Here is a 12,663-nt window from a genome sequence, read left to right on the forward strand (position 1 = left end):
TCACTCGCCTCCGCGGGGGTGGAAACTGCCGAACACTCGGTTCATGAGGGACCGCTGGGCGTCCCAGTCGTTGTCGTGGGTGGTCCAGCTGAGCAGCATCACCGTATCGCCCACCTCGATGAAACGCTGCACCTCGTGGTAGGTCACCCCGGCCGTGGCCCAGGGGGCTCCGCCGTTGTCCTTCATGCTCCAGGTGAACTCCCACTGAAGTCCGGAGCCGTAGGCCAGGGGGATCTTCGCCGTGTCCTCGGAGTGGATCTCGCTCCACTGGGCCACGTTCTCCTTGACGGTCTCCTGGAGGGAGACCAGACCGTCGGCGTTCGCCTCCAGCACCTCCACCGACAGGTGGGCGGCCCCGTCCCTGCGCAGCCACTGGGTGTAGCCCGTCTCGGCCGCCCAGTCGCCGTTCCAGCCGGCCGGATAGTTGATGGACCAGTTCTCCGGCGGACGGGCCCGCCACACCTTCAACCCTCCGGTGGGCACCACCGTTCTGGTCCTGGTGGGAGTGGGGGTGGGACTCGGGCTGGGCGTCCGGGACCTGGTCTCCTCCACCGGTTCGGGTGTCGCCTGCGCGGGGGCGGGCTCGGCGCGCGCCACCGGCTGCGACTCCGACTGTGACATCGCCACGGCCGCGACGGCGCCACCGGCGGCCAGCAGCACGACCGCCGCCAGGACCAGTGGGATCCGGCCGCCGCTCCGCCCCCCGCCGCGCCGGCGGCCGGACGCGGGTGAGGTCTCGGTCTCGCGCCTGTCCCACTTCCCGGTGCCACGCGGATTCTCAGCGGTCCGTGCCGTACGGTGGATCGCGCTCTCTCCGGTGCGCCGGGCCGCGGCCGACGGGTCGTCAAGGACCTCCGCCAACATGGCGTCGGCCTGCTGGGCGGTCAGCCGGTGGGCGGGCTCGCGCTGGAGCATGCCGGTGAGCACCGCGCGCATCTCCAGGGGCACCCTGCCGAAGTCGGGCTCCTCGGTGAGGAGCGCACCAAGGGTGGCGATGGCGTCTCGGCGCTCGAAGGGACCGTGCCCGACCAGTGCCGCGTAGAGGGTGGCGCCGAGCGCCCACAGGTCGGACCAGGGGCCCGCGTCGGTGCCGGTGGCGCGCTCGGGCGGCAGGAAGCTCGGCGAGCCCGTCACCATGCCGGTCTGGGTCAGCGAGGTGTCGCCCTCGATGGTGGCGATGCCGAAGTCGGAGAGCACCGCACGGCCGTCGGCCTCCAGCAGGATGTTGCTGGGTTTGACGTCGCGGTGCAGGATTCCGGCCTCGTGTGCCGCGCGCAGGGCCGAGAGGACCTGACGGCCGATGTCGGCGACCTGGCGCACCGGCAGCAGACCGACCTCGTCCAGCCCGCGGGCCCTGACCAGCTCCATGATGATCCAGGGGCGACCGTCCTGCTCCGCCACATCGTAGATCGCCACGATGCTCTGGTGGTTGAGCCGGGCCGCGGTCCTGGCCTCGCGGGAGGTACGGGTCAGCTGGAGCTGGTGCTCGGCCGGGGAGAGGTTGGGCGGCAGGAGCACCTCCTTGACCGCGACCGAGCGGTTGAGGAGGGTGTCGTAGCCCTCCCAGACGACGCCCATGCCGCCCCTGCCGAGTTCCCGCAACAGCCGATAGCGCCCAGCGACCACCCGTTCACTGTGCGGATATGTCATCGCAAAACCCCTAGGTCCCATTCGGCGAAGGCGCAAGTTTCCCATACGCGCGCGGGCGCCACGCGGCTACTCGCGATGTGTCTTGCCACAGAAAGCCGAATGTTGTTCTACTTGGGCGGAGGGAACGGCCGCGTATCACACCAAGCGCTTGCTTGCGTACGCCGTGCCGAACTAGAGTCGATACCGCATCTGAGGAGAATATCGATGGAGCGCGTGACCAGGAAGGGCCCGTTGGCCGGAGTCCGCGTGCTCGAACTGGCGGGGCTGGCTCCCGGGCCGTTCGCCGGGATGATGCTCGCCGACCATGGGGCCGAGGTGCTGCGCGTCGAGCGCGCGAGCGTCGTCGCCAAGGCGGGGGACGGCCCACGCGCCGACGTGATGGACCGTGGCAAGAGAACGGTCGGCCTGGATCTGAAGTCCCCCGAGGGAGTGGCCGCGTTCAAGGAGCTGGCCCGCCATGCCGACGTGGTCATCGAGGTCTTCCGGCCCGGGGTCGCCGAACGCCTCGGCATCGGCCCCGACGACCTGCACGCGATCAACCCGCGCCTGGTCTACGGGCGGATGACCGGCTGGGGCCAGGACGGCCCGCTCGCGCCGACCGCCGGGCACGACATCGACTACATCGCCATCTCCGGCGTGCTGTCGATGCTCGGCCGCGAGGGTGAGCGTCCCACCCCGCCGATCAACATCCTCGGCGACTTCGCCGGGGGCGGCCTCATGCTCGCGTACGGCGTGCTGCTCGCGCTGATCGAGCGGGAGCGGACCGGCGAGGGCCGGGTGATCGACGCCGCCATGGTGGACGGCGCGGCGACATTGTTCGCGATGTTCTACCACGGCGTGCAGACCGGTTTCTGGGGCCCGCGCGGCACGAACCTGCTCGACACCGGAGCGCCGATGTACGACACCTACGAGACCGCCGACGGCCGGCATCTGGCCGTCGGCCCGCTGGAACCGCAGTTCTGGGCGGAGATGGTCAAACTGATGGGGCTTGAGGACCTGCCCGACCGCAATGACAGAAAGCAGTGGCCGGCGCTTCGCGAGCGGCTGGCCGAGGCCTTCCGATCAAAAACTCGCGCCGAGTGGGAGGCGGTCTTCGACGGCTCCGACGCGTGCGTCTCCCCCGTCCTGGAGGTGGGCGAGGCCGCCGAGCATCCGCACAACAAGGCCAGGGGCACGTTCGTCGAGGTCGGCGGCATCCGGCAGCCCGCCCCCGCGCCGCGCCTGCTCGGGGTGGAGGAGCAGGACCTCTCCCCCGCCACCCGGCTGGCGGATCTGACCTCCTGGGGCCTGTCCGACGAGGCCGCGGCCGAACTGCGCGAAGCGGGGGTGCTGGCCTGATGGACGTCTTCGAGGCTCTCTACACGACCAGGGCGATGCGCCGGGTCAAGCCGGACCCGATCCCCGAGGAGGTCCAGCGAAGCATCCTGGACGCCGCGGTCCGCGCGCCCAGCGGCGGCAACGTACAGAGCTGGCGCTTCCTGCTGGTCGACGACCTCGCGGTGAAGGAGCGGCTCGGGCCGCTCTACCGGAACGCGCTCGGACAGCTCTTCGAGGGCCACTACCGTCCGATGCGGGAGAGAGCCGAGGCCGAGGGCGACACCCGGACGCTCAACGTCCTGAACTCGGCGAAGCACCTGGCCGACCACTTCGAGGGCTATCCGCTGCTCCTGTTCGCCTTCAACCGCAACGACCCGTCCGGCGGCTCTATCTTCCCCGCGGTGTGGAACGCGCAGCTGGCCGCCCGCGCCCACGGTGTGGGCAGCGCACTGACCAGCGTGCTCGGCCTTTTTCACGCGGAGGAGACACTGCGGGTGCTCGGTGTGCCCGAGGGCAAGGGCTGGACCCTGGCCGCCACGGTCACCTTCGGCTACCCGACCGGACGATGGGGCGTCGCGCCCCGCCGCCCGGTACACGAGGTGAGCTACCGCAACCAATGGGGCCAGGACGTGGGCTTCGAGATTTCCGAACCCCTGTGGAGGCCGGAGGACTGAGCCCCGGCGGCGCGGGCCGCCCATCCGAAGACGGCACGATTTCGCCCGGACGCGTTGGCGCGACCGATCGGGCGGCTCGGCACAATCACCCGATGTCCCGGAGCTGACCATGCTTGATCACGCCATTCACGCCGCGGCGGACGCCGGTGGCCCCGCCTCCCTCCCCGGACGCCTCGAAGGGCTCGGGAGGGATCTTCGATGACCAGTCCGTTCTCAGAGGTGGGCCAGGAGATCGGGCGCCGCGTCGCGGCGGCGCCCGCGTCTCCCGAGCCCCCCGGTGCCGCCGGGATCGACCTGCTCGACGGCGACATGTACGCCGGTGATCCGGGGCCGGTGTACGCCTGGCTGCGCGAGCACGCGCCGGTCTATCACGACGCGGAGAACGCACTGTGGGGCGTCTCCCGGCACGCCGACATCTCGGCGATCGAGCGCGATCCGAAACTGTGGTCCAACACGGGCGGCTACCGGCCGCAGCTCCCCAGCGACCCGTCGATGATCGGGATGGATGACCCGGAGCACGCCGAACGCCGACGCCTGGTCTACCGGCGCTTCACCCCGCGCCACGTGGCGGAGCGGTACGCCGGCCGGATACGCGCCGTCGTCACCGAACTCATCGACGAGGCGCTGGAGAGGCGTGCCGTGGACGCCGTGCCCGCGCTGGCCGCGCCGCTGCCGGGCCGGATGATCGGCTGGCTGCTCGGCTTCCCCGAGGAACGCTGGCCGCAGCTGGTGCACTGGTCGGAGACGACGGTCGCGGCCGGGGGCGGCCTGCGCTATGTCACTCATGAGGCCGCCGTCGCCGCCGTGGAGTTCGCCACCGCCGTCCTGGAACTGGCCGCCGAGCGGCGCGGCTGCCCGCGCGACGACCTGACGTCGATCTGGAGCCAGGAGGCCGGCTACGACGACGACCACCTGGCCAACGAGGCGCTGCTGCTGCTCGACGGCGGCGCCGAGACCACCAGGACCGTCATCGCCACCGCCATCGGCGCGCTGATCGACCACCCCGAGCAGTGGCGGATGCTGCGCGAGGACCCCTCGCTGATCGGAAACGCCGTCGAGGAGTTCATCCGCTGGACCACCCCGATCCTCAACATGTGCCGGAGCGCCACCCGCGACACGGTCCTGCACGGCCGGCGGATCCCCGCGGGCGGCCAGGTCCTGCTGATGTACGGCTCCGCCAACCGGGACCCCTCGGTCTTCACGGACCCGGACGTCTTCGACGTGACCCGTCCCGGCGGCGGCCACATCGCCTTCGGTCTCGGCACCCACTTCTGCCTGGGGGCGGCACTGGCCCGGCTGGAACTGCGGATCTTCTTCGAGGAGTTCGTCCGCCGGGTCGGTTCGGCCGCCCGGGCGGACGAGCGGGGCCCGCGCATCCTGCCCAACGCCTTCGTCCGGGGGGTCACCTCCTTCCCGATCGTCCTGGAACCCCGCTGAACGCGCACCCCCGGGGGCCGACTCCTTCCCCGCCGTCCTGAACCTGCCCCGGCGCGCCGGGGCGCTCAGCGCATCGGGGACAGGACCGCCGCGTAGATGTCCGCGCCCCCGGGGTGGTGCACCTCCACATCGGTGGTGAAGGCCCTCGGCGGGGTTCCTCCCGACTCGGTGTGCTTCCACAGCCGCTGCCACTCCTCGGTCAGCGCGTCCGGCATCGGCCCCCTGGCCTCAAGCTTCAGCGAGGGCACCCCCGGCACCCGTACCGCCACCATGCCCTCGGGCAGCGCCGCGGCACTGCGCACGGCGACCCCGACGATCTGGGTGTAGGCGCCGTTGTGGTCGCTCTCGTAGTCGGTGAGCACGGCGTAGATCTTCTCGTCGACCCGTCCCGGCACGTGCGCGAAGGCTCCGGGGGCTCCCGCCCTCGCCCACAGCGCGCGGAGCCTCCCCCGACCCGGCTCCGCCTCGTCGGCGTTCGATGTTCGTACGGCATGGCCTACTACGAGCATCTCGGGCCGATCAACCAGGATCACAACGCCTCCTCATGGCCACCTACTTATTCACGCAAACCGGATCTTAGCCTCCGCTCCGACCTGCTGGATCCTCTTGGAGAGCACGGAAAGGGGGAACGTTCACCTCTGGCAATTCGCGGGATAAGGTGGAATAACGTGAAATTTCTTAATGAGTCGGTACCGGCCTACGACCTGACCTACAGCGACGTGTTCATGGTGCCGTCGCTCTCCTCCGTCGGCTCACGGCTCGCCGTCGATCTCTCCAGCAGGGACGGCACCGGGACCACCATCCCCATCGTGGTCGCCAACATGACAGCCGTGGCGGGAAAGCGGATGGCCGAGACCGTCGCGCGCCGGGGCGGCATCACCGTGATCCCGCAGGACATCCCCATCGACGTGGTCGCAGGTGTCGTCGACTGGGTCAAAAAGCGCGACCTGGTCCACGACACACCGCTGACGCTCACTCCGCACGACACCGTCGGCGAGGCGCTCAACCTGCTGCCCAAACGGGCCCACGGCGCGATCATCGTCGTCGACTGGGAGAACCGCCCGGTCGGCGTGGTCACCGAGGGCGACTGTTCCGGCGTGGACATGTACACGCAGCTCTCCCGGGTGATGTCCGACAACCTGCTCACCCTGCCCGCCGGGCTCGACCCGCGCGAGGTCTTCGACCGCCTCCATGAGGGCCGCCACCGGCTCGCCCCGGTCGTGGACGGCGACGGCCGACTGGTCGGCATCCTGACCAGGACCGGCGCGCTGCGCGCCACCCTGTACCAGCCCGCGGTCGACGCCTCGGGCAGGCTCCGCGTCGCCGCGGCCGTCGGCGTCAACGGCGACGTGGCCGCCAGGGCCAAGGAGATCCTCGACGCCGGGGTGGACTGCCTGGTGGTGGACACCGCCCACGGCCACCAGGAGAAGATGATCAGCGCCCTGCGGGCGGTCCGCGCGCTCGACCCCGGCGTACCCGTCGCGGCGGGCAACGTCGTCACCGCCGAGGGCGTGCGCGACCTGGTCGACGCGGGAGCCGACATCCTGAAGGTCGGCGTCGGCCCCGGGGCCATGTGCACCACCCGGATGATGACCGGTGTGGGCCGCCCGCAGTTCTCCGCCGTGCTGGAGTGCTCCGCCGAGGCCCGCAGGCTGGGCCGCCACGTGTGGGCCGACGGCGGCGTCCGCCACCCCCGCGACGTGGCCCTGGCCCTGGCCGCCGGGGCCTCCAATGTGATGATCGGCTCCTGGTTCGCCGGTACCTACGAGTCGCCCGGCGACACCCGTACCGCTCCAGACGGGCGCAAGTACAAGGAGAACTTCGGGATGGCCTCGGCCCGCGCGGTGATGCTGCGCACCGCCGAGGACTCCCCCTTCGAGCGGGCCCGCAAGGCACTGTTCGAGGAGGGCATCTCCACCTCCAGGATGTATCTCGACCCGGCCATGCCCAGCGTCGAGGACCAGATCGACGCCATCGTGGCCGGCCTGCGCTCCTCGTGCACCTACGCGGGCGCCTCCACCCTGGAGGAGTTCCACGAGCGCGCGGTGGTCGGTGTGCAGAGCGCGTCCGGCTACACCGAGGGCATGCCGCTCCACCAGAGCTGGTAGTTCACCCACCGGGGTGAGGCGCCACCGTCCCCGCGGCGCCCACCCCTCCCGGGACGCCCTCACCGGTCACCACCGTCCACCCCGCACCACGCGGCCACCGCCTGGAGTCCCCTGCGGCAAGATGCCGATGCGGGCGCGCATCCTGTCGCCACCACGGGGTAGTCAGACCGTCGAGTCGTCCCCACCCCCGAAAGGCGAGCACCCATGAACGAGACGCCCACCGGCCTGGACACGCAGGTCGTGGTGGACCGGAAGGTCCTGGCAGGCTACGACAACTACCTCGCGGCGCAGCGAACCGTGGACGGTCTCTCCGACGCGGGATTCCCCGTCGAGAACGTGGCGATCGTCGGCAGCGACCTGAAACTTGAGGAGACCGTCACCGGCAGGGTGACCAACGGCCGGGCCGCGCTCACCGGAGCGGGCAGCGGCGCGGCCTTCGGCGCCGTGGTCGGGATGTTCCTCGGACTGTTCACCTCGACCACACTGTCGTTCATCGTGCTCGTGCTCTGGGCCGCCCTGTGGGGCGCCGTGATGGGCGCCGCGTTCGGGTTCATCAACCACGTCTTCACCCGCGGCAAGCGGGACTTCGCCTCGCGCAGCGCGATCGTCGCCGGCCGCTACGACGTGCTGGTCACGGCCTCGCACCTGGACCACGCCCGCGCCATCCTGGAGTCGTCGCTCCCCGGTCCGGCCGACACCGTCGTCGTGGAGGTCCCGCCGTCGGCCGGTATGTACGACCCCGCCGCCGCGCAGACCACCGCCCCCGGCCATGCCACCCCCGCGCAGCCGCTCACCACCGACATCCCCCCGCAGCCGACCGCCCCCGGCCTCTCCGGCCGCCCGGTCACCTCCGACCTCCCCCCGCAGCCGGTCACCCCCGGTCTCTCCGCGCGCCCGGCCACCTCGACTCCGCCGCCGGCCAGGCCGGTCACCCCCGCCCCTGACACCCCCGCCCCTGACGCCCCCGCCTCGGACACCCCCGCCGCCACGCCGCCGGGCACCGAGGACCGGCCCGCCCCGCTGCGGCCGAACGCCACGGAACACCAGGTCCCCTCGAAGGTGACCTCTCCCGACACCCGGCCGACCGCGCCGGAGCCGCCCCGCTCCTGAAGCACACCCGGTACGCCCCAGGCGCCCGGGGCGTACCGGGGAGGCGCGTGGCACATCGTCCTTCGCCCCGGAGATCCTCCGGGAATCCGAACGCGCCCCCTTCGCTCCCGCTTCTCGCCTCCCTCGGACGAAAGTGGGCGACGGCCGATCCCTGACCGTTTCGAACGCCGGAACCACAGCGGGGAAGCGATTCAACTGCCGGACAAAACCGACAATTACCTCGCTAAGCATAGCGATGTGGATTCCCAGCGAGAGCGTCCCAACAAAGCCTGATTTTCCGGTCAACCAGCTCTTTGCTTTAACCGTCTCACAAGCGCCACATTCCCCTTTTTTCAGGAGCCCTGCTTGTTGAGACGTTTACTCGCCGTCGCCGCCCTGGTCGGCAGCGCCATGATCGCGCCGACCGCGGTCAGTGCCGTCCACGCCGCCACCACGGTCTCCGCGCCCGTCGCGACCCCGGCTGCCGGATGCACCTACCGACGCGACGGTCAGGTCTGGCGATGCATCACACCGGGCGCGTTCTGCCCCGCGGCCGCGCACGGCAAGTACGGATACGCGAAGGTGACGAACAAGAAATATAACTGCATAAAGGCCAGCGGGGACATCAGATGGCGATGGAAGCCCGTTCGCTGACCCCGGGCACGAAACCCCGAAGAGAACCTGCGACACAATAGGGCATTTTCCAGATTTGTCGGAAATGTCCAGGGTGTCTCGCCCTCTTCACCCGGGTGTTCACAGCGTGTGTGAACACCCGGATCGAGGAGCGCCCGGGGCCGGTTCAGCCCTTGACACTGCCGGCGAGCAGGCCACGGACGAAGTAGCGCTGCATCGACAGGAAGACGATCAGCGGGATGACCAGCGAGACGAACGCGCCCGAGGTCAGGCGCTGCCACTCGTTGCCCCTGGTGCCGGCCATCTGCGCCAGCCGCACCGTCATCGGCGCGCTGTCCGGGGTACCACCGGCGAAGATCAGGGCCACCAGCAGGTCGTTCCAGACCCAGAGGAACTGGAAGATGGCGAAGGTGGCCAGCGCGGGACCGACCAGCGGCAGGACGATCGTGCGCAGCACCTTCCCGTGGCTGGCCCCGTCCACCCTGGCCGCCTCCATGAGCTCGCCGGGGAGCTCGGACATGAAGTTGTGCAGCAGGAAGACGCCCAGCGGCAGCGCGAAGCAGGTGTGGGCGAACCAGACCTGGATGAAACGGGCCGGCCCCTCCAGGTCCCAGGCGGGCAGCAGTTGGACGCCGAAGACGGCCACGCCCTCGGAGAAGAACGACAGCAGCGGCACGAGTGACATCTGCAGCGGCACGATCTGCAGCGCGAAGATGCCGATGTAGATCCACTCGCGCCCGCGGAACGGCAGCCAGGCCAGCGCGTACGCCGCGAAGGTGGCCAGCGCCAGCGGGAAGAGCACCGACGGGATCGTGATGACCACCGAGTTGATCAGGAAGCTCATCATCTGGCCGGACGACGAGGAGGTGCCGAACAGGACCTGCTGGTAGTTCTCCAGCGTGAGCTGCGGATCGGAGAAGAACGTCCACCAGCCGGTGGACTTGATCTGGTCCTCCGGGCGCAGCGAGGAGAGCAGCAGGCCGAAGGTCGGGGTGGTCCACAGGACGGCGATGACGATCGCGACGGCACTGGCGACCCGGCCGCTCAGCCGCCGCCGTACGCGTTGCGGCGCGTTCTCCGCCCGGGTCCGCACCGCGGTCTGGGTCAACGTGGCCACGTGGCCTCCTCCATCCGGGGCGTGCTCGCGCAGCCTGATCGCCCGGTCACCTCAGGGCCTCCCTGCGCTGGCGGATCTGGTAGATCACGATCGGGGTGACCAGTACGAACAGGAAGACCGCGAGGGCCGCGCCCTTGCCCGTCTCGCCGTACCTGAAGGCCTGGTTGTACATCTCGTTGGCGATGACGCTGGTGTCGAACTGGCCGCCGGTCATGGTGCGGACGATGTCGAACAGTTTGAGCGTGCCGATCGACTGGGTGACCATCACGACCACGATGGCCGAGCGGATGGACGGCAGCGTCACCCTGAAGAACATCTGCAGCGGGGTCGCCCCGTCCAGTTTGGCGGCCTCGACGATCTCGGCGGGGATGCCCTTGATGGCCGCCGAGAGCACCACGGTGGCGAAGCCCGCCTGGATCCAGACCATGACCACGATCAGGAAGAGTGTGTTGAGCGGGGGTTCCTGGAGCCACTGCTGCGGCTCGCCGCCGACGGCGACCACGAGCTGGTTGAGCAGACCGATCTGGTCCTGCTCCTCGGCGCGGTAGGCGTAGACGAAGCGCCAGATGATGCCCGCGCCGACGAAGGAGATCGCCATCGGCAGGAAGACCAGCGACTTGGCGAGCGACTCGAAGCGGGTGCGGTCCACCAGGACGGCGTAGACCAGGCCGATCGCGGTCACCAGCAGCGGGACGAGCAGCACCCAGATGAGGGTGTTGCGCAGTACGGTCACCGCTTCCGGCTGGGTGAACATCCAGCCGTAGTTGTCCATGCCCACCCACTGCTTGCCGTCACCGCTCATGAACGACAGCAGGGTGGTCCTTACGGCCGGAATGACCAGGCCGATGGTGAGAAGCAGGAGTGCGGGCAGCAGCAGGATGGTGGCGTGGGTCCAGGCGCGCCGTCGCATCGGGGCGCGGTCGACCAGCACCAGTATCACCGCGACCACCACGAGGAACGCGGCGACGCCGATCAGCAGTTGGACGAGTTTGGGCAGTTCGGCGGCGAAGTCGAAGTCCATCGGAGGATCTCCCGGGAGGATCGGGCCGGGGGGAACGACGGTCCGGTCCCGCACCACGCGGGACCGGACCTATCGAGTTATGTCAGGACTTGGGCCAGGAGGCATCGATGTAGTCGAGGACCGTCTTGGTGTCCTTGCCGTTGATCCAGTCGGTCATGCCCTTCCAGAACGTGCCCGCGCCCACCGCGGCCGGCATCAGGTCCGAGCCGTCGAAGCGGAAGATCGTGCTCGGGTCCTGCAGCATCTCCATGGAGAGCTTGTCGATCGGGTTCTGGGCGTTGGCCGGGTCGACGCCCTTGCGGGCGGTGACGTAGGTGCCCAGCTTCATCCGGGCGGTGGGGAACTCCGCGGAGGCGAGGTATGCCTGGACGGTCTGGACCTCGGGGCGGTCGGCGAAGGCCGCCACGAACTCACCCGCGCCGAGCACCGGCTTCTTGGCCGGGTCGTTGCCCGGCAGGTAGAAGGCGAACACGTCGCCGTCCTCGGCGACCTTGGTGCCCTCGGGCCAGAAGTTGGCGTAGAAGGACGCCTGGCGGTGCAGGGCGCACTTGCCCTGGGTGATCGGAACGCCGCCCTCCTGGAAGGCGGTGCTGGCGATCGACTTGACCGGACCGTAGCCGCCGTTGACGAACTTGTCGTTCTTGAGGATCGCGCCGACCTTGTCCACCGCCGCGACGACCTTGGGGTCGTTGAACGGCAGCTTGTGGGCCACCCAGTCGTCGTAGCCCTCCGGGCCGATCTCCCGGAGCAGGATGTCCTCGATCCAGTCGGTGGCCGGCCAGCCGGTCGCGTCACCGGACTCGATGCCCGCGCACCACGGCTTGATGCCGGTGCCGGCGATCGTGGTGCTGAGCGTCATGAGCTCGTCCCAGGTCTTGGGGACGGCCCAGCCCTTCTCGGTGAACATCTTCGGCGAGTACCACACGAAGGACTTCACGCTGGCGCCCAGCGGAGCGCCGTAGAAGGTGCCGTCGACCGTGGCGTACTTGGCCCAGTCCGCAGACCAGCCCTCGGCGGTGAGTTTCTTGACCTCTTCGGAGGCGGGCTTGAGCTTGCCGGCCTTGGCGAAGCGCTCCAACAGCCCCGGCTGGGGGAAGAAGGCGATGTCGGGGGGGTTGCCGCCGTCCGCGCGGACCTGGATCTGGGCCTCGAACTCACCGGTGCCCTCATATGTGATCTTGATGCCGGTGCACTGGGCGAACGGCTTCCATGCCTGCTCGAAGAGGTCGGCCTCCGCGTCGCGGATCGGCGAGTAGATGCTGACGGTCTTGCCCTCGTGCTTACCGTACTGGCTGAAGGCGGCGCATTCGGGGGACGTGCTGCTGCTGCCGCCCGCCGATGGCTTGGCCTCCGGGGATCCGCATGCGGTGGCGACCAGCGCCAGCCCTATGGTGCCCGCCACCAGGACGGCACGATTGGGCCGAGAGAGGAGCGACATGGACCTTCCTCCATATGTACATTGCCGGGGAGTGAGAGAGCGCTCTCTGGAAGAATTGTCCGCACACCACTCAATGTCAAGAACTGTGATATTACAGTTACAGTCTCATTTTTCTTGACACGATCCGTGCGGTACCGTGATGCTCGTGAGAGCGCTCTCACGAAACAGCCACACAGAAT

General features: G+C 69.5%; 11 protein-coding genes. 6 read left to right on the forward strand and 5 right to left on the reverse strand.

Annotation, left to right across the window (positions count from 1 at the left end; translation table 11 throughout):
* Positions 1 to 1,650 (reverse strand): serine/threonine-protein kinase, encoded by a 1,650-nt coding sequence (locus tag IG98_RS54405; protein WP_169750217.1) that lies wholly within the window; start codon positions 1,648 to 1,650, stop codon positions 1 to 3.
* A 204-nt stretch (positions 1,651 to 1,854) separates the two neighbouring features.
* On the opposite strand from IG98_RS54405, the gene IG98_RS0131305 reads away from it, so the two are divergent.
* From IG98_RS0131305 to IG98_RS0131315, 3 genes are all read left to right on the forward strand, one after another.
* Positions 1,855 to 2,988 (forward strand): CaiB/BaiF CoA transferase family protein, encoded by a 1,134-nt coding sequence (locus IG98_RS0131305; protein ID WP_030920352.1) that lies wholly within the window; start codon positions 1,855 to 1,857, stop codon positions 2,986 to 2,988.
* Positions 2,988 to 3,641 carry a nitroreductase family protein gene (locus IG98_RS0131310; RefSeq protein ID WP_030920354.1) on the forward strand — a complete coding sequence of 218 codons (654 nt, stop codon included), beginning with the start codon at positions 2,988 to 2,990 and terminating at the stop codon, positions 3,639 to 3,641. Before IG98_RS0131305 ends, IG98_RS0131310 begins: the two co-directional genes overlap by 1 nt.
* Before the next feature lie 198 nt (positions 3,642 to 3,839).
* Positions 3,840 to 5,078, forward strand: coding sequence for a cytochrome P450 (locus IG98_RS0131315; RefSeq protein ID WP_051753211.1), 1,239 nt, complete (start codon positions 3,840 to 3,842; stop codon positions 5,076 to 5,078).
* Between the two features lie 65 nt (positions 5,079 to 5,143).
* Here the strand turns inward: IG98_RS0131315 and IG98_RS0131320 are convergent, their stop codons facing one another.
* Positions 5,144 to 5,611 (reverse strand): GyrI-like domain-containing protein, encoded by a 468-nt coding sequence (locus tag IG98_RS0131320; RefSeq protein ID WP_030920360.1) that lies wholly within the window; start codon positions 5,609 to 5,611, stop codon positions 5,144 to 5,146.
* 135 nt (positions 5,612 to 5,746) lie between these two features.
* Between IG98_RS0131320 and IG98_RS0131325 the strand changes: the two genes are divergently transcribed.
* From IG98_RS0131325 to IG98_RS51015, 3 genes are all read left to right on the forward strand, one after another.
* On the forward strand, positions 5,747 to 7,186 hold the full coding sequence (locus IG98_RS0131325) for a GuaB1 family IMP dehydrogenase-related protein (RefSeq protein WP_030920363.1): 1,440 nt from the start codon (positions 5,747 to 5,749) through the stop codon (positions 7,184 to 7,186).
* Positions 7,187 to 7,390: 204 nt separating this feature from the next.
* Positions 7,391 to 8,296, forward strand: coding sequence for a YflT domain-containing protein (locus IG98_RS54410; RefSeq protein WP_063766320.1), 906 nt, complete (start codon positions 7,391 to 7,393; stop codon positions 8,294 to 8,296).
* A 345-nt stretch (positions 8,297 to 8,641) separates the two neighbouring features.
* Entirely contained in the window at positions 8,642 to 8,929 is a 288-nt protein-coding gene (locus tag IG98_RS51015) for a hypothetical protein (RefSeq protein WP_157594616.1), read from the forward strand.
* Positions 8,930 to 9,074: 145 nt separating this feature from the next.
* Here IG98_RS51015 and IG98_RS0131345 read toward each other — a convergent pair whose 3' ends face one another.
* The 3 genes from IG98_RS0131345 to IG98_RS0131355 all read right to left on the reverse strand — a co-directional run bounded on the left by IG98_RS0131345 (position 9,075) and on the right by IG98_RS0131355 (position 12,484).
* Entirely contained in the window at positions 9,075 to 10,025 is a 951-nt protein-coding gene (locus tag IG98_RS0131345; RefSeq protein ID WP_051753212.1) for a carbohydrate ABC transporter permease, read from the reverse strand.
* A gap of 46 nt (positions 10,026 to 10,071) precedes the next feature.
* A complete protein-coding gene (locus tag IG98_RS0131350) occupies positions 10,072 to 11,046 on the reverse strand; it encodes a carbohydrate ABC transporter permease (RefSeq protein ID WP_030920373.1) in 975 nt (324 codons plus the stop codon).
* 82 nt (positions 11,047 to 11,128) lie between these two features.
* Positions 11,129 to 12,484 (reverse strand): ABC transporter substrate-binding protein, encoded by a 1,356-nt coding sequence (locus IG98_RS0131355; RefSeq protein WP_030920376.1) that lies wholly within the window; start codon positions 12,482 to 12,484, stop codon positions 11,129 to 11,131.
* Positions 12,485 to 12,663: the final 179 nt, after the last annotated feature.

This window comes from Streptosporangium amethystogenes (assembly GCF_000721075.1).
Lineage (GTDB): Bacteria > Actinomycetota > Actinomycetes > Streptosporangiales > Streptosporangiaceae > Streptosporangium > Streptosporangium amethystogenes.